The sequence below is a fragment of the Rossellomorea yichunensis genome (genome assembly GCF_032337515.1).
Classification (GTDB): Bacteria; Bacillota; Bacilli; order Bacillales; family Bacillaceae_B; genus Rossellomorea; species Rossellomorea yichunensis.
The window spans coordinates 559,662-576,540 of the sequence record NZ_JAVYAD010000004.1; the positions used below are offsets into that span (position 1 = coordinate 559,662).

The window sequence follows — 16,879 nt, forward strand, 5'->3', positions numbered from 1 at the left end:
AACTCCCTCCTTGTCTAATAGCGGGCTACCTTCTCCACTGCAGCCAGCACACGTTTACTGTCAGGCAAATAGAAATCTTCAAATCCGAAATACGGGACAGGTGTATCGAATCCTGTTACCCTTTCAGTCGGCGCTTTCTGATATAAAAAAGAATTGTCATTGATGATCGCCAGTACATCATTTCCAACCCCACCAGTGGCATGTGCTTCATGGACAACCACGGTTCTCCCCGTTTTCTGAACGGAGCTTGAAATGAGATCCTTATCTAGGGGATAGAGTGTTCTAAGGTCTAGTACCTCACAGGAAATACCTTTATCAGCGGCTTCCTTGGCTGCATCCTCAGCTACCTTAACCATCGCTCCCCATGCAATGATGGTGACATCCTCACCCTCTGTGACTACTTTACCTTTCCCGATTTCCACGGTGTACTTTTCTTCAGGAACTTCTTCCCTTGAAGAACGATAACATCGCATAGGCTCCAGGAATAGAACGGGATCAGGATCCTCGATGGCTGCAATCAGAAGTCCCTTCGCATCATATGGAGTTGCAGGGCAGACAACCTTGATTCCAGGCATATGTGTGAAAAGTGCTTCGGTACTATCGGAATGAATCTCTGGGGCACGTACACCAGCCCCATACGGAGCCCTGATGACCAAAGGACAAGTGAAATGGCCAAGGGTACGGGTGCGTATTCTGGATGCATGCGTCATGATCTGCTCGTATGCCGGGTAGATGAATCCTAAAAATTGGACCTCCGCTACCGGACGAAATCCGTTCAGCCCCATCCCGATGGCCGCTCCAATAAAGCCCGCTTCACTTAAGGGTGTATCAAGAACCCGGTCTTCACCGAATTCCTGTTGAAGACCGTCCGTCGCCCTGAATACCCCGCCGTTCGTCCCGATATCTTCACCCATCAACAGAACATCTTCGCTTTCCTGAAGCATCACTCTCATCGCATCCGTTATGGCTTGAACCATCGTCAGCGTTTTCATTTTCGTTAAGGTGCTCATTCTACTCACCTCTCAATTGCTCAAGGAGCTTTTCTTTTTGTTCCTGGATCGTCCAGGTCGGTGTCGCAAACACATAATCAAAGATCACACTTGGATCAGCTGCCGGATATGCTTCCAGTTCCTCGACTGCAAGGTCAACTTCCTTCGCACATTCCTTTTGAACTGAGGTCATCCACTCTTCGTCACCCCAGCCTCGATGCTTCATGAATTTCGTTAACCGGTCAACAGGGTCATTATCCTTACGTCGGGACTCACTTTCCTGTTGATCACGATACTTCGTCGGATCATCTGCGGTTGTATGGGCACCGTATCTCCAGGTAACAGACTCGATCAAGGTAGGTCCGTCCCCGTTTCGTGCTCTCTCCAACGCCTTCAACGTTTCAAAATACACAGCAAAAATATCATTGCCGTCAATGCGTACGCTTGGAATGTCATAGGCAAGAGCTTTCTGGGCAATGGTCTTTGTATTCATTTGCTTGTGCATGGGAACGGAGATGGCGTAATGATTGTTTTGATTAAAAAAGACAACCGGTGCCTCCCAGACGCTTGCCAGGTTCAATCCTTCATGAAAGTCGCCTTCAGAAGTGGCGCCATCACCAAAATAGACAATGGCTGCATTCCGGGTCCCTTTTCTTTTCTCGGCGAAAGCAGCCCCTACCGCATGTGGAAGCTGTGTCGCGATCGGAATGCCGGGAGTGAAGATATTCTTTCCTTCCGGAGGCACGCATCCTTCATTTCTCCCCTTCCAGAATAGGAAGATATGAAGCAGGGAATGGCCGAATGTCATGGTAGCCCCATGATCCCGATAGGACGGGAATAACCAGTCTTTGTCCTGGAGGGCAAGTGCGCTCCCCACCTGGGATGCCTCCTGGCCTTCAAATGGTGCATACGTTCCAATCCGCCCCTGACGCTGGAGGCTCACCGCTTTCTTATCAAATGTACGGATCCTGATTAAATGCCGATAAAAAGTACGGGTTAAATCTTCTGAGATGTCCTTTTCATACTCACCTTGAACCAGTTCCCCTTGTTGATCCATAACCTGGACCAATTGAAATTCCTCGATCATTTCATCACCTCATATTGGTGCTATTTTGTTATTCCGATTTACATTTTATGTCCTAACCGACCATTTCGGGCGTTTCGCATGGGAGAAGAAGCTGTTTCTTCTTGTGCGTGCGTGGATCCTGTCCTCGCAGAACCGGTTGGCTGCTTCGACTGTAGTCAAGTGCTGGTTCTCTGATTGCAGGTAAATATTCTGAAGGCTGTTATAGATGGCGCTTGTCTTTTGCAGGACACGTTCTTTATTTGGTTCGTATAATTCGTCAGCTACCTGGATCAATCCGCCTGCATTGACGATGTAATCAGGTGCGTATAAAATCCCTTTTTCGTGCAGCTTCATTCCATGTGAAAGATCTAATAACTGGTTGTTGGCAGAACCGACGACAGCCTTTACCTTCAACTGATCTACCGTGTGATCATTAATGATCCCACCGATCGCACAAGGAATGAAGACATCTGCATCAACCGAATAGATCTCATCTCCGGATACGACTTTAATCGCTGCTCCCATCCTGTTTGCCTTAGCTACTAACTGATCGATGGATTTCTGACTGATATCTGTTACATAGAGGTCTGCTCCCTCTTCAAGTAGTCGCTCGGCTACTTTAAAGCCTACTTTTCCTAACCCTTGAATGGCATAGCTTTTTCCATGAAGGTCTTTTGAGCCCCATACGTTTTGGTTGGTTGCCTGTAAGCCATAGATGACGCCCATGGCAGTCGGGATGGAAGAGTCTCCACTTCCACCGTATTCTTCATTGACACCTACAATGCAATTCGTTTCTTTTAGGGCATAAACAAAGTCATCAGGAGTCGTTCCCATGTCTGTCCCCGTATAGAATCTTCCGTTCAGGGATTCAACAAATTGGCCGAAAGCACGGAACAACTCAGGGTGTTTGTCTTTTTCAGGATCACCGATGATGACGGCTTTTCCTCCACCGAAGTCCACGTCGGCCGCTGCACATTTGTAGGTCATCCCTTTTGATAAGCGTAAAACATCCTCAAGTGCTTCATCTACTGAGGTGTAGGGTCTCATCCGACAGCCGCCCAGTGCAGGTCCAAGAGTGGTATTATGTATGGCGATGATGGCTTTCAGTCCTGTTTCTTCATCATTGCAGAATACAACCTGTTCATGATTTTGTATTTTTTCGAACATATCCATTTCTCCGCCCCCTGCAAGCTCTCTGTTTGTAACCGCTTCCATTTTGGTGAATACGTTACTCACTAAATCTCCTCCTTTTACACTGCTATTGATGAATTGGATCTAAACTTAGTTCTCTTTTATTCTTTCATTAATTTTCTCTTTAGGAAGTACGACTTGTTTGACCTCACCTTTCCCAATGAGTCTGTCATTCTCTTTATCTCTGACAGTCACTTCAGTCACGATGATGTTTCGTTCATATTTAATTACTCTCGCTTTAATTTCAAGAGAGGAACCGTTTTTCGCCGGAGCCATATGCTCGACGTTCACCTTGGCTCCCATTCCCTCTTCATGGTCTTCCAAATAGGGTAGAATGATCTTTCTTGATGCCCATTCCATGTGGTAAACCATTGAGACGGTTGAATATACAGGGTGTACCACGTCTCCTTCAAACTGGGCATACATGCTGGGGATTACTTCTGTTGTGACGACGGCCATATGTCCTTCTGCTAATCCAGACTTCATCGCTTTCCCCCTTTAAACCAACAAATTATATATTTTTATATAACGTTAATTCAACGATATAATAACATTTTGTTTTATAAATAGTCAATAAATTGTTAAAATTTAAAATATTATATTAATATAAGTTATGCAGAGGGACGGACCTATCGGCGAAGCCGAAGGTCCGTCCCTCACTCAAAAGCGGAGGCGGCTTGGGCAGGCCCGACAAGCATAAGGCGAGACCACCGGAAAGGCGCCCTTTGCCTTTTTGGTGGTCTTGACTTATGACCTCGAGGGGCTAGCCGCCGGAGCTAGACGACATCAAAAGCGGAGGCGGCTTGCTCAGAGGTGACAAGCATAAGATGAATGGGCCTAGAAGGCGTCCTTTGCCTTCTTGGACCATTTAGCTTATGACCTCGAGCCTCTAGCCGCGGGAGCTAGACGATTCCCTTTTCCAGATAGGCTATTAAAAGAATCTCATAAATAAAAAAGCAACGAACCAAGGTTCGTTGCTTTTTGTAGAAGGTTGTTTATTGTTTTTATTAGCTTATGAAAGAAGTGCCCGGTCGCTGGCGAGTTTGCTTCCACGGATTCGCTGAAATTCGTGGAGAAGTCCTTCGACTGTGAGGTGTTTTTTCTCTTCTTCATTAACCTCTAGTATAATCTGGCCTTTATCCATCATGATCAAGCGGTTCCCAAGGTCCAGCGCCTGCTGCATATTATGGGTGACCATCAACGTGGTAAGGTTATACTTTTCTACAATTTCTTTCGTCAGGTTCGTAATCAGATCAGCTCTGGCAGGATCCAAAGCTGCCGTATGTTCATCCAGCAATAAGATCGACGGTTCGGTGAAAGTGGCCATCAATAAGGAAAGCGCCTGTCTTTCCCCACCTGATAGTAACCCGACCTTCGCATTCAATCGATTCTCAAGCCCGAGGTGAAGTGTTTCCAGTACTTCCTTAAAAAACACTTTCCGTTTTTTGGTCACACCCATTTTAAAGGTGCGGGTACGATTTCTGGAATACGCCATGGCCAGATTTTCTTCGATGGTCATAGTAGGTGCAGTGCCTGCCATCGGATCCTGGAACACGCGACCGATAAGCTTGGATCTTTTATACTCGGACACCTTAGAAACATCATGATCGTCAATCAGAACATTTCCTACATCCGGCAGCAGTACACCTGAAACGATATTCATCAATGTCGATTTCCCGGCTCCATTGCTTCCGATCACAGTGACGAAATCACCGGGTTTTAAAGAGAGCTGGATGTCATCAAGAGCGATTTTTTCATCGGGTGTCCCTTCATTAAATACTTTGTGGATTCTATTTAATTGTAACACCGCTCTCACCCTTTCCATCTGTGATTGAAGATCTGTCTAATCGTTCTGCCATCCGCTGCGCCTTTCGTTTCCTATCCTTGTAACGGTCCATCACCTTAGGCATGACAAGGGCAAGAATCACGATTGTCGCTGTGATAAGCTTCATATCCCCTGTTTCCAGGAAATCGACGCGAAGAGCCATGGATACGACTAATCGATAGATTATCGCCCCACCAATGACCGCGAGCGTCGTACGGGCGATCGTCTTGGTTCCAAACAATGCTTCACCGATGATGACCGAAGCAAGTCCGATGATAATCATCCCGATTCCCATTCCTACATCAGCAAATCGGCTATACTGGGCAATCAATGCCCCGGACAATGCTACCATCCCATTCGATATTCCCAGACCCAGAATAATCATCAGGTTCGTATTAGCGGAGAAACTGCGAATCATTCGCTGATTATCTCCCGTTGCCCGTAATGCCAATCCGATTTCCGTCTTTAAGAATCCGTCTGTTAAAAACTTGATGACAAGCGTGATGATGACCATAATAAATAAAATGCTCCACGTTCCCGGTACAGGCTCCCCAAGTCCCACTGCCATCCACAATTTATTGAGTGCGGCATCGATCCCGAGAGGAGACCAAAATCCTTCCACCCCTGTAAAAGCAGTATCCTGACTTAGTAAGGGTACATTCGACCGTCCCATTATCCGGAGATTGATAGAATACAGGGCGATCATCATTAGAATCCCTGATAATAGGGCATTGATCTTTCCAAACGTATGAAGTAGTCCCGTTATACATCCTGCAACAAATCCGATGACAATCGCTGTAATGGTTGCGATGACTGGATTTACGCCACTGACGATCATGGTGGCAGCGACAGCGGCACCCGTAACGAAGCTGCCGTCGACTGTTAAATCAGGAAAATCCAATATCCGAAAGGACAAGTAGACTCCGAGGGCCATGATAGCGTAAATGATTCCAGATTCAAAGGATGCGAATATTGCTGTTGGCACGAATCATCAACCCTTCCTATTTTTCTTCTAAAAATTTCCCAAGCTCAGACCAGGCTTCCTGTACTTCCACTCCTTGTTCTTCAGCTGCTGCCTTATTGAACATCAACTCGAAATTTTGGGGAGCCTGTACAGGAATTTCAGAAGGTTTCTTCTCTCCTTTTAAAATCTTCACAGCCATCAATCCTGTTTCATAACCAAGATCCTCATAGTTAAATCCACTCGCTGCAATTGCACCTTTTTCCAATGAATCCAATTCTCCCACAAAAAGAGGAATATCCTTTTCATTCGCTACAGTGATGACTGATTCCAACGCTGAAACGACTGTATTATCTTTTGGAATGTAAATGGCATCGACTCTTCCCACCAGGGATTCAGTCGCCTGTTTAACATCAGCCGACGTTGAAACGGTAGCCTCTACAACCTCCACGCCTTTTTCTTCAGCAAGCTTATTCACTTCAGCTGCCTGCACGACAGCATTTTGTTCACCGGAATTATAAACAATCCCAATCTTCTTCGCTTTCATTTCATCCGTAATAAATTGAATGGTCTTTGAGATCGCTTCCGGATGAGTATCAGTCGTTCCAGTGATATTTTCACCAGGCTCTTCAAAAGACTTAACCAATTCAGCACCGACAGGGTCAGTAACAGAAGTAAAAACGATCGGAATCTCTTTCGTTGCATTCAATGCGTGTTGTGCACTTGGGGTTGAGTTTGCAAAGATAAGGTCGACACCATCTCCAACAAAGTTCTTGGCAGCACTTTGTGAATTACTTTGATCTCCTTGGGCGATCTGAACATCATATTTTACATTTTCGCCTTCTTTGAAACCGTTTTCAGACAATGCCTTCTTAAAACCTTCAAATGCTGCGTCCAAAGACGGATGTTCCACAATCTGGGTTACCCCGATCACATATTGCTTTTCACCATCTTCTCCACCTGAACTTGTATCACTACCACAGCCCGCTAAAAACAGCATTCCCAGCATCATAGAGATGACAACAAGTAATAAACTCTTCTTCTTCACAGAAATCCCCCTTTTTCTCTTCCTAATATATGATCAGTAGTCTGGTAGACTAGCAAATCCAAGTATGATAAAAATGATTACCAACGTAAATACAACGTTATATTATCACTCCTGTCACAAAATAGTCAATAATATTCCGAAAATTTAAAAATTAATACTAGTATAGACGGTATTGGTGATGATTTCTAGAGGGATTGCGGGAAAATATTTTTATTTTGGGTCTGGTGAACGTGATGAGGAGTACTGTTTTTAAGATATTAGATGGATATTGGGACTTGGCGATTGGTGTGGAATGCTGAAACAAATCGTTAAATGGTCACTTTAATAACGGTATCTATGAAAATCCAGCATAATTAATGGTATCGTACTATAGTTTCCCCCCTTTGAATCTCTCTTTTTTAATTTGTTGTGCCTGAATCTAGGAAACTTGTGCCACTTTAGCGTTTTGTTGTGCCACTTTCACCAAAACTTGTGCCAAATTGTGACCACCACCATAAAAAAGACACTTCCCCAATCAAGGAAAAGCGCCTCTTTACAATAATCTATTAAGATTCCACACCACTACCTGATAGCTTACTGAAAATTCCCTGGGCATCGTTCATCATTCTCTCAACCAATTCCTTCACCGTCGGGACATCCGATACTAGACCGGACACCTGGCCACCGTTGATAAACCCTTGATCCAGCTTCCCTTCAAGTGCTCCAACACGATGATAATCTTCTGAGGTCATTTGACTGAACTCCTCAAAAGCGACCCCCTCTTGTTCTTTTTGAATCAATTGTGCAGCATAAGGCGTTTTCATGACCCTTCTAACTTTTCCAATAGAACGACCGACGATGACGGTGCTATCATCTTTTGCTTCCACTAGAGTCGTTTTATAGTTTTCATGAAAAGGAGCTTCCTTTGTAGCGATGAACCGTGTACCCATTTGCACACCACTGGCACCAAGGGCAAGCATGGAAGCGAGTCCCCGCCCATCACCGATTCCTCCTGCTGCGACCACAGGAATGTCCACGGTATCGACGAGTTGTGGAATAAGGGCAAGCGTTGTCGTTTCAAGATTGGAGTTGATCCCTGCAGCCTCATATCCTTCCGCCACGATCACATCTGCACCGGCGTCTTCCGCTTTCTTTCCCTGCTTTTTCGAAGCGACGACACAGATCACCTTCACGTTATGTTCATGAAAATAGGGAATGAACGGGACAGGATTTCCTGCTGATAAGGAAACGACCGGTATTCCATGTGTCACCACTAAGCGGATCATCTCTTTCAAGTGAGGAGTGATGGAGATTGGGATGTTTAGAGCGAAAGGCTCTATGGTTCTCTTTTTCGTTTCCACGATGATCCCTTCCACTTCATCCACGCCCATGGTGCCGACTCCGATTGTACCGAGCGCACCGGCCTCCGAGATTGCGGCCGTCAAAGGAGCGTTGCTGATGTTCCCCATGCCTCCTTGAATGATTGGATATTTTATATGTAATAGGTTCGTTAGGTTATTCATTATAATCCCCCTTCGTTAAATTAATGTTATACTTTTTGGAATTGTACGACAAGTACCGAAAAGAATTTCCATCAATTTGAATTATTTATTGACATTTCATTCCAAAACACATATTCTAAAATCAACTACTTTGTAAAGCAAGGTAGTTGTGTTTTACATCAGTACCTTGTATAGCAATGTATTAAAAAAGGAGGCACTATATGTCTATCCGCAGTCAGCTATTAAAGGGTATATTAGATGGTTGCGTCCTATCTGTGATTGAAAAGGAGCCGGTCTACGGATATGAACTTTCTAAAAAATTGCAGTCTTCTGGTTTACAGGATGTGAGCGAAGGGACCATTTATCCAGTGTTGTTACGACTTCAGAAAAATAATCTGATCCGTGGGGAAATGCAGCCATCTGATTCCGGACCTAACCGAAAATACTATTATTTAACAGAAAAAGGACATTCAGCACTCTCGGATATATCAAGGGAATGGGAACAAATCGTATCACCCGTCACTTCACTATTAAAAAGGGGGAATCATGATGATTGAAGCAAAGCAGTTGATTGAATTGAACAATCAGAAACGAACAGGGTTGTCGGAAGAGAACGAAAAGTATTATTCGGATTTTCTGATATATATGCGGCTACAACTTTCATTATCTGAGCAGCAGACCGAGGAAATATTAATGGAAATCCTGGATCATATTATTGACGGGCAGCGTGAAGGGAAAACAGCCAGAATGATTTTAGGGGATGATCCTAAGGCTTACGCTGATGATATCATTGAACAGCTTCCTACAGAGAAGAAGAGGAATGTCGTTACATTCATTTCATCTTTAGCTCTTAATTTATTGGGATATTTCTTGTTGTTTCGAGGACTCTTATTATTGATTGGGCCGATGTTTAAAGATATAAGCAGTGAAGTATATCCAGTCACTTCCGGCATATTGGTACTTATCATCTTCATTTCCAGTTTGATTGGGGTAAAAATCATTTTCTCGATCATTAAACATTCTTTATTCAAGGAGAAACAAACCCCTGTGAAAGATTCCATCAAGGCAGGTACAATGGGTATGGTATCGATGGGCATCATTATTTGCGCTACTTACTTCCTGCCTGACCTTGGTCCATCATTCCTTTTTCCGTGGTATGCTTCTTTCATTACCGGGGCATCCTTATTTGGTATTTCTTATCTTCTGAAAAAATAGAGGTCCGTCCCTCAAAAAAACCACTCGCCCAACCGGCAAGTGGTTTTTATCAGTCTAATAGTAATGGATGGGTCATGACGTTGTAGCTCAGGTCTTTGTTTTTGAGTTCATTGCCGTCTTCGAATACACTTTCGAAGAATCGGGAGGCTGGTTCTGCAAGTTCTTTGTAATATTCTCCGAAGAGGGAGGCTGCGTGTGCCCCGAGCCATTTTTCAGGCAGGAGTTCTTCAGGCAGACCAGGATCAACAAATAGGAATTTACGGTATTCGTGGACGAGCTTCGTTCTTTCCACGAAGCATTCAGCATCGGTCATTTTCCCTTTCCCGATTTTACTCTTATCAATCATGTATTGTTGACTGTAATGGGATATGAATTCCTGATAGCGATCATTGATTTCATTCAGGTCCCAGCTTTTTTCGATCAAGCGCTGATTTTCATTGGGACCTTCGTATTCGGCAATGAAGAAATCGACGTACTCTTTGATATCGTATTTTCCAATCAGGGATTGCACTTGTTTCTCCAAATTGTTAGGAGAGATCCAAGTGCTAGTGGAAAGGGTTCCAAAGCCGCTCCAGACCAGTTCCTTCCTCAGTTCATCCCGGATGCTCCTTATTTCTTCAGGGATTGAGTACATAAGGATTCTCCATTTACCGTCCCATTGTTCAGGCTTCAGCTTGAAGATCCTGTTTGCCGCTTCTTCCATTCGGATCACGCCGCGTTCTGTGAGGGAGTAGTAGCTTTTGTTCCCTTGTTTCTCTGCCTGGACCCAGCCTTGCTTATTCATTCTTGAAATGGCTGCCCGGACTGCTTGATCGTTGTGACCGAATTCATTCAGAAGACGTATCAAACTGCCGATCCATATCTTATTGCCATAGTGACGTATATAATCCCCATATAGTGTAAAGATCATTGATCGTGTATTCATCGGTGCCTCTCCTTTAAGTATATTCCGTTTGTTTATGACGTTTAATTTACGTTTGCTTTATATATTATCATAAACTTTCTATGAAAATAAATGAATATTCACGATTTTTAAGTTTGTATGAATTTCAGGCGCAAAAAAAAATCAGGCTCACTTACAGAGCCTGACCCTCAATGATACACCCTCAACATCTCCAGCATCTTCACAAATTCATATGAATTGATAACCTGTTCCTTCGACCAATTCGACTCGATCCATGTTACAAGCTCTTCCTGGCTGTTAAACACTTCCCCGCTCGTATCGGCTTTCCTTATTAAATACCTTCCGTTATCCTCATCCGCGACTACGAGACAAGGAATCTCGCTATCTTTAGTCATGATTTCAAATTCCATCTCACTCACCTCACTTCTATCCTTTCTAAAAAGAATAAATCCTAATCACAAAAAGAGCCCTGCACATACAGGACTCAAGCTATTAAGTTTCAATATTCTCTACTAAAGTCGCAATCCCCTGTCCGACACCAATACACATGGTAGACAAGCCGTACCGTACCTTTCTCTTTTTCATTTCATACAGAAGGGTGGTAAGGATACGTGCTCCACTTGCTCCAAGTGGATGACCGAAGGCGATGGCTCCTCCATTTACATTGACGATCTCTTCATTCAACCCCAGTTCACGGATGCAGGCAATGGATTGTGCAGCGAATGCTTCATTGAGCTCCACTAAGCCGATTTGGTCAAGGGCAAGGCCCGACCGTTTCAGTACCTTCTGTGTGGCATAGATAGGTCCCAGTCCCATCACAGAAGGGTCAAGCCCTGAAGTGGCCGATGTCATGTAGCGGGCCAGCGGAGTAACGCCTAATTCTTCTGCCTTCTCCCTGCTCATTAATAACAGAGCAGAGGCACCATCATTGACTCCTGATGCATTCCCTGCCGTCACCGTTCCGCCTTGGAATAAAGGATTAAGCTTCTGCAGTTTGTCACTATTGGTATCGGGTCTTGGGTGTTCATCGAACTGGAAAATTGAAAGATTCCCTTTTCTGTCCCGTAACTCAACGGGCACGATTTCCGTTTTAAACCGTTCTTCATCCATGGCACGTTTCGCTTTCATTTGGCTCCAGTAAGCAAAGTGATCTTGTTCTTCCCTAGAAATACCGAACTGTTTCGCCACGTTTTCCGCGGTTTCCGGCATGGAATCGGTCCCGAATTTTTCTTTCAGACGGGAATTGACGAAGCGCCATCCTATCGTCGTATCGAACATTTCCATATTGCCTCTTGGGAAATCCTTTGAAGGCTTTGCCATGACGTAAGGAGCACGGGTCATACTTTCAGTCCCGCCTGCAATGAAGACATCCCCTTCATTAGCCAAAATGGCTCTAGCCGCATAGTTCACAGCGTCCAGTCCAGAACCGCATAAACGGTTGATAGTGGTGGCACCGACTTCAACAGGGAGACCTGCCAGGAGTGTCGACATCCGGGCTACATTCCGGTTGTCTTCCCCGGCACCGTTTGCATTTCCAAGGACCACCTCTTCAATCGTATCTACAGGGACGAGGGGATTTCGTTCGACGAGTGCTTTAATAACATGCGCACCTAAATCATCAGGACGCACCTCTTTTAAAGAGCCTTTGTATTTTCCAATCGGGGTCCGGACCGCATCGACAATGACAACCTCTCTCATGACTGATGCTCCTTTTCCTTTGTTTCCGAGTAATCATAAACACCTTTACCCGTTTTTCGGCCAAGACGTCCTGCCTTCACATATTTCTCTAAAAGAGGGGCAGGGCGATACTTTTCTCCAAGCTTTTCATGAAGGTACTTAAGATTATTCAATCGTGTATCCAGTCCGACTAAATCTCCAAGCTCAAACGGACCCATCGGATAATTGAGACCGAGCTTGATTGCTTTATCGATTTCTTTAGGAGAACCGAGTCCTTCCTGGAGCATGTAAAAGGCTTCATTCCCAACGAGGGCAGAGATTCTGCTTGTGACAAAACCAGGGAACTCATTGATGACCACCGTTTCTTTCCCCATCAGGCGGGCTACTTGCTGGATGACCTCCGCCGTTTCATCACTTGTTTCCAATCCCTTCACGATTTCAACGAGTGGCATTTTATGTACAGGGTTGAAAAAGTGCATGGCAATGACTTTGTCAGGCCGTTTGGTAAAGGAGCCGATTTCAGTCGGGCTCATGGTGGAAGTATTCGTTGCCAGGTAGCAATACTCTGGGGCATGCGCGTCCAGCACTTCAAATACGCCACGCTTGATGTCTGTCTTTTCCGGAACGGCTTCAATGACCACATCTGCATCCCGTACGGCAATCGAAAGATTCGTTGAATAACTCATAAGCTCTTTTGCTTCTACGTACTGCTGCTGAGTGAGCTTATTCCTTTCCATTCCTTTTTGAAAAATGAGCTGAATCTCATTCCTGGCATGATCCAACTGCTCTTGTTTAATATCAACCAGTGTGGTCCGGAAGCCTCCAACTGCACTTACATAAGCAATCCCTCTACCCATTACTCCGGAACCAACTACAACGATATGCTGTGTCATGTTTGCTTTCCCCTTTCTTGCAATAAGGGGTTGACCTTGATAGGACAACCCCTTGCTTATTTATTTCTTCTTACAAACCAAATGGGTTTAACGGACGGTTTCCGAAGTAAGAAATGATACTCTTTGTTTCTGTGTAAAGATCGAGCGTTTCAATGCAAAGCTCACGGCCGAATCCTGACTGCTTGTAGCCACCGAATGGAGTACCAGGGAATGCGGAGAACGGGCAGTTCACCATCACGATTCCGGCTTGGATCGCTTTCGATACTCTTGTCGCACGGCCATGGTTCTGAGTCCATACCGCTGAACCGAGACCATATTCGCTATCGTTGGCCATTTTGATCGCTTCTTTTTCATCTTTGAATTTCATTACCACCACAACTGGTCCAAAGATTTCTTCTTTTACAACCTTCATGTCGTGATTCACATCTGTAATTATGGTCGGCTCATACCAATAGCCTTTTTCGAATCCTTCTACTTTCGCAGGGCTTCCCCCTACTAAGACCGTTGCCCCCTCTTCTTTGGCAGATTGAACATATCCGTCAATCGTGTCCAACTGATCCTGATTGATGATCGCCCCGATATGAGTTCCTTTATCGTGAGGGTCAGCCAGTTTCAGCTTCTTCGTCTTCTCAACGAATTTTTCCATGAACTCATCATAAATGTCTTCGTGAACATATAACCTGGAGCGTGCCTCACAGGACTGACCTGTATTATAGAAGATCCCGAACAGGGAACCATCCACTGCTGCATCTACATCTGCATCTTCAAATACGATGTTTGGTGACTTTCCACCTAATTCAAGAGTGACTCTCTTTAGGGTTTGAGACGCCCTTTCCATGATGTTTTTACCGATAGGAGTGGAACCTGTGAAGGCTACTTTATCAACCTTCTCATGCTCAACCAAGTAGTTGCCGACAGAAGAACCTGCACCAGGAATGACGTTCACAACACCTTCAGGAACTCCTGCTTCAATACAGATTTCACCTAGTACGATGGCTGTCAGCGGAGTAAGAGTTGCAGGTTTTACGACAACCGAGCAGCCTACCGCAATCGCCGGCGCAATTTTCCACGCTGCCATCATCAATGGATAATTCCATGGGATGATTTGGGCACATACACCGACCGGCTCTTTCTCCGCAACATTCATGAATTGGCCTGGTACATTATTGACCGTGCCACGATGGCCCACAATCGCTCCTGCATAGAATTCAAAGTCTTCGATCGCTTGCATCACTTGACCTTGTGCGGCGGATAGTGATTTCCCGCTATCCATGATCTCAAGAGAGACAAGTTCATTAAAACGTGATCTCATAATGCCTGCAATTTTATTGAGCACACGGGAACGCTTATTGATCGGGAACTTCTTCCACTTACCGTAATCAAACGCGTTTCTCGCTGCTTCAACCGCTTTTTCAGCATCTTCCACAGATGCCAGTGAAACGGTGGCAATTGCCTCACCTGTCGCTGGATTGTACGTCGTAAAGGTTTCACCTGAACCACTTTCCATACGTTGACCGTTGATCACCAATGAATAATGTTCTCTTTTCATTTCAAGGACTTCAAAGCTTTGCTCTTTTACTGTAGACATAACTCCATCTCCTTTTTGATTGAATTATTTTCCATGAAAGGCTGGTCTTCTTTTTTCCATAAAAGCCATTACACCTTCTCGATGATCTTCTGTTTGGCCTGCGATCCGCTGGGCATAGGCTTCTTTTTCTAAGTATTCCTGGAATGATAGGTCCGCGCTTCCCTTTAATAAGCGCTTCATCAAGCCGATTGCTTTCGTCGGCATGGCGGCGATTCTTTCGGCAAATGCAGCCGTCTCTTCCTGCCACTCTTCAAGTGATATGATTTTCGTGACAAGACCCAGCTTTTCTGCATCGATCGCCTTTATCTTCTCTCCAAAAACCGCCAGTTCCAACGCTTTTGCATAGCCAACAATCTTTGATAAATAATAAAGATTCCCTGAATCCGGGACTAAACCGACATGCACAAATGCTTGCACGAAGCTCGCTTTCTCGGACACCAGTCTGAAGTCACAGGCAAGGGCCAGACTGAATCCCGCTCCTGCCGCCACTCCATTCACGGCTGCGATAACCGGCTTTTCACACTGCTCGATTTCTTTCACCATCGGTACGTAGTTATGGCGCAACACTTCACCATGATCCATTGATTCATCTACTTCACTCAAATCCTGCCCCGAGCAAAAAGCCCGGCCTTCACCCGTGATCACGATGGCCCTCACTTCTTCATTTCGAGAAGAGTCCTTCACTGCCTTTTGGATTTCCAGATTGAGTTGACGGATGAAAGCATTCAGTTTATCCGGGCGATTTAAGGTAATCCAGGCTACGTTATTTTTCACTTCATATTTAATGGTTTCGAACATGATGCAGCCCCCTTATTTTCCTTTGAAATCCGGTCTGCGTTTTTCCACAAAAGCTTTCATGCCTTCTTTCTGATCTTCAGAGGCAAAGAGAAGATAGAAGTTCTTACGCTCATATTGCATCCCTTCATAAATCGAAGAATCAACGGCTTTATGAACAGATTCCTTGATCAGACGCAGGGAAAGTGGTGGCTTGGCGGCTAATTTCTTCGCAAACTTCTCGGTTTCTTCTATTAATAACTCTTTCGCGATCGTTCGGTTGATGACTCCCCATTCAAGAGCCTGCGTGGCTGTAAACATGTCTCCCGACAACAACCATTCCATCGCTCTTGATTTCCCTATCAGCTTGGTGAGCCTCTGGGTTCCACCCGCTCCAGGCATGACCCCAAGATTCACTTCAGGGAATCCGAAGCTTGCATCCTCTGAAGCGAATAGAATGTCGCAGCAAAGAGCTAACTCAAACCCGCCTCCTAACGCAAACCCTTGGACCGATCCGATGATCGGTTTCTTGATCCAGGCAAGGCGGTCCCATTCCGTGAATTGGTTCAAGAGCTCTAAATCTATGGCACCGTCTTCCGCCATTTCATCAATGTCTGCCCCTGCAGCAAAGGCTCTTCCCCTACCAGATAAAACAATTGCTTTCACACTTTCGTTCCGGTCGAATGCCTCGAAAGCATTGACTAACTCCGATACCATAGGACGATTGATGGCGTTCAGAACTTTAGGTCTATTCAATTCAATAAAACCAAGTCCGTCCCTCTCGCTCACTACGATATATTCGTACTCTTTACTCATTCACTTCTTCACCGATCATAAGAGTGACTAACTCTGCGGCGAAGCCCATAAGGTCCTTCCCGGAGGCTTTGCCTTCATCGGATTTCATGGCAGCTTTCATCGCTTCATGATTGTCATAATACATTTCGCACATTAAGTAGTATTTGCCTTCTCCACCCATGGGTGAACCGACGATTTTTGTTACATCCATCTTTTTAAGGCCCGGAATTTTTGCCGTGATCGGAGCGTGGGTATTGAAGTAATGCTCATCAAATTTCTCTTTGTTTTCAGGATGCTTATACAATGCGATTAGTTTTACCATAGTGGAATCTCTCCTTTGATTTTCAATAGTTTATTTTGGTGCTATTTTTAAAAAGACAGTAGTAGTTGATTTCCGCTACAGGCGCTCGCTTTCCGCGGGGCGGGCGCCTTCCACTCCAATCAACTTTCTGAGAATCTGGTTTACTTTAAC

General features: G+C 45.0%; 18 protein-coding genes. 2 read left to right on the forward strand and 16 right to left on the reverse strand.

The features are described 5' to 3' along the window. Positions 1–14: 14 nt before the first annotated feature. From RSX31_RS13750 to RSX31_RS13785, 8 genes are all read right to left on the reverse strand, one after another. Positions 15–1,010 (reverse strand): alpha-ketoacid dehydrogenase subunit beta, encoded by a 996-nt coding sequence (locus RSX31_RS13750; protein ID WP_148995044.1) that lies wholly within the window; start codon positions 1,008–1,010, stop codon positions 15–17. 1 nt (position 1,011) lies between these two features. Beyond that, positions 1,012–2,076 carry a pyruvate dehydrogenase (acetyl-transferring) E1 component subunit alpha gene (gene pdhA, locus RSX31_RS13755; RefSeq protein ID WP_315634917.1) on the reverse strand — a complete coding sequence of 355 codons (1,065 nt, stop codon included), beginning with the start codon at positions 2,074–2,076 and terminating at the stop codon, positions 1,012–1,014. Between the two features lie 45 nt (positions 2,077–2,121). Next, positions 2,122–3,228, reverse strand: a complete 1,107-nt coding sequence (locus RSX31_RS13760) for a Leu/Phe/Val dehydrogenase (RefSeq protein ID WP_148968139.1) — start codon at positions 3,226–3,228, stop codon at positions 2,122–2,124. Between the two features lie 108 nt (positions 3,229–3,336). Beyond that, positions 3,337–3,732, reverse strand: a complete 396-nt coding sequence (locus RSX31_RS13765) for a thioesterase family protein (protein ID WP_148995046.1) — start codon at positions 3,730–3,732, stop codon at positions 3,337–3,339. A 526-nt stretch (positions 3,733–4,258) separates the two neighbouring features. Next, positions 4,259–5,053, reverse strand: a complete 795-nt coding sequence (locus RSX31_RS13770) for an ABC transporter ATP-binding protein (protein ID WP_148967287.1) — start codon at positions 5,051–5,053, stop codon at positions 4,259–4,261. After that, positions 5,037–6,056, reverse strand: coding sequence for an ABC transporter permease (locus RSX31_RS13775; RefSeq protein WP_148967286.1), 1,020 nt, complete (start codon positions 6,054–6,056; stop codon positions 5,037–5,039). The genes RSX31_RS13770 and RSX31_RS13775 overlap by 17 nt, the downstream gene beginning before the upstream one ends. A 16-nt stretch (positions 6,057–6,072) precedes the next feature. Further along, positions 6,073–7,044 (reverse strand): ABC transporter substrate-binding protein, encoded by a 972-nt coding sequence (locus RSX31_RS13780; RefSeq protein ID WP_148995178.1) that lies wholly within the window; start codon positions 7,042–7,044, stop codon positions 6,073–6,075. Between the two features lie 581 nt (positions 7,045–7,625). Next, on the reverse strand, positions 7,626–8,582 hold the full coding sequence (locus RSX31_RS13785; RefSeq protein WP_148995047.1) for an NAD(P)H-dependent flavin oxidoreductase: 957 nt from the start codon (positions 8,580–8,582) through the stop codon (positions 7,626–7,628). 200 nt (positions 8,583–8,782) lie between these two features. Here RSX31_RS13785 and RSX31_RS13790 point away from each other — a divergent pair, with 200 nt between their 5' ends. After that, positions 8,783–9,118, forward strand: coding sequence for a PadR family transcriptional regulator (locus RSX31_RS13790; RefSeq protein WP_148995048.1), 336 nt, complete (start codon positions 8,783–8,785; stop codon positions 9,116–9,118). Further along, positions 9,111–9,776 carry a DUF1129 family protein gene (locus RSX31_RS13795; protein ID WP_315634918.1) on the forward strand — a complete coding sequence of 222 codons (666 nt, stop codon included), beginning with the start codon at positions 9,111–9,113 and terminating at the stop codon, positions 9,774–9,776. The genes RSX31_RS13790 and RSX31_RS13795 overlap by 8 nt, the downstream gene beginning before the upstream one ends. Before the next feature lie 49 nt (positions 9,777–9,825). On the opposite strand, the gene paaX is transcribed toward RSX31_RS13795, so the two are convergent. The 8 genes from paaX to RSX31_RS13835 form a co-directional block, all read right to left on the reverse strand. Beyond that, a complete protein-coding gene (gene paaX, locus RSX31_RS13800; RefSeq protein WP_148995049.1) occupies positions 9,826–10,701 on the reverse strand; it encodes a phenylacetic acid degradation operon negative regulatory protein PaaX in 876 nt (291 codons plus the stop codon). Between the two features lie 167 nt (positions 10,702–10,868). Beyond that, positions 10,869–11,090: a hypothetical protein gene (locus RSX31_RS13805; RefSeq protein WP_148995050.1), complete on the reverse strand. Its 222-nt coding sequence runs from the start codon at positions 11,088–11,090 to the stop codon at positions 10,869–10,871. An 82-nt stretch (positions 11,091–11,172) separates the two neighbouring features. Then, positions 11,173–12,378 carry a thiolase family protein gene (locus RSX31_RS13810; RefSeq protein ID WP_148995051.1) on the reverse strand — a complete coding sequence of 402 codons (1,206 nt, stop codon included), beginning with the start codon at positions 12,376–12,378 and terminating at the stop codon, positions 11,173–11,175. Beyond that, positions 12,375–13,250, reverse strand: coding sequence for a 3-hydroxyacyl-CoA dehydrogenase (locus RSX31_RS13815; RefSeq protein WP_315634919.1), 876 nt, complete (start codon positions 13,248–13,250; stop codon positions 12,375–12,377). Before RSX31_RS13815 ends, RSX31_RS13810 begins: the two co-directional genes overlap by 4 nt. Before the next feature lie 70 nt (positions 13,251–13,320). Further along, positions 13,321–14,838 carry an aldehyde dehydrogenase family protein gene (locus tag RSX31_RS13820; protein WP_315634920.1) on the reverse strand — a complete coding sequence of 506 codons (1,518 nt, stop codon included), beginning with the start codon at positions 14,836–14,838 and terminating at the stop codon, positions 13,321–13,323. Between the two features lie 24 nt (positions 14,839–14,862). After that, a complete protein-coding gene (locus RSX31_RS13825; protein WP_315634921.1) occupies positions 14,863–15,636 on the reverse strand; it encodes an enoyl-CoA hydratase-related protein in 774 nt (257 codons plus the stop codon). A gap of 12 nt (positions 15,637–15,648) precedes the next feature. After that, positions 15,649–16,428 (reverse strand): enoyl-CoA hydratase/isomerase family protein, encoded by a 780-nt coding sequence (locus RSX31_RS13830; protein ID WP_315634922.1) that lies wholly within the window; start codon positions 16,426–16,428, stop codon positions 15,649–15,651. Then, positions 16,421–16,729 carry an EthD family reductase gene (locus tag RSX31_RS13835; protein WP_113968569.1) on the reverse strand — a complete coding sequence of 103 codons (309 nt, stop codon included), beginning with the start codon at positions 16,727–16,729 and terminating at the stop codon, positions 16,421–16,423. The genes RSX31_RS13830 and RSX31_RS13835 overlap by 8 nt, the downstream gene beginning before the upstream one ends. Between the last annotated feature and the right edge of the window lie 150 nt (positions 16,730–16,879).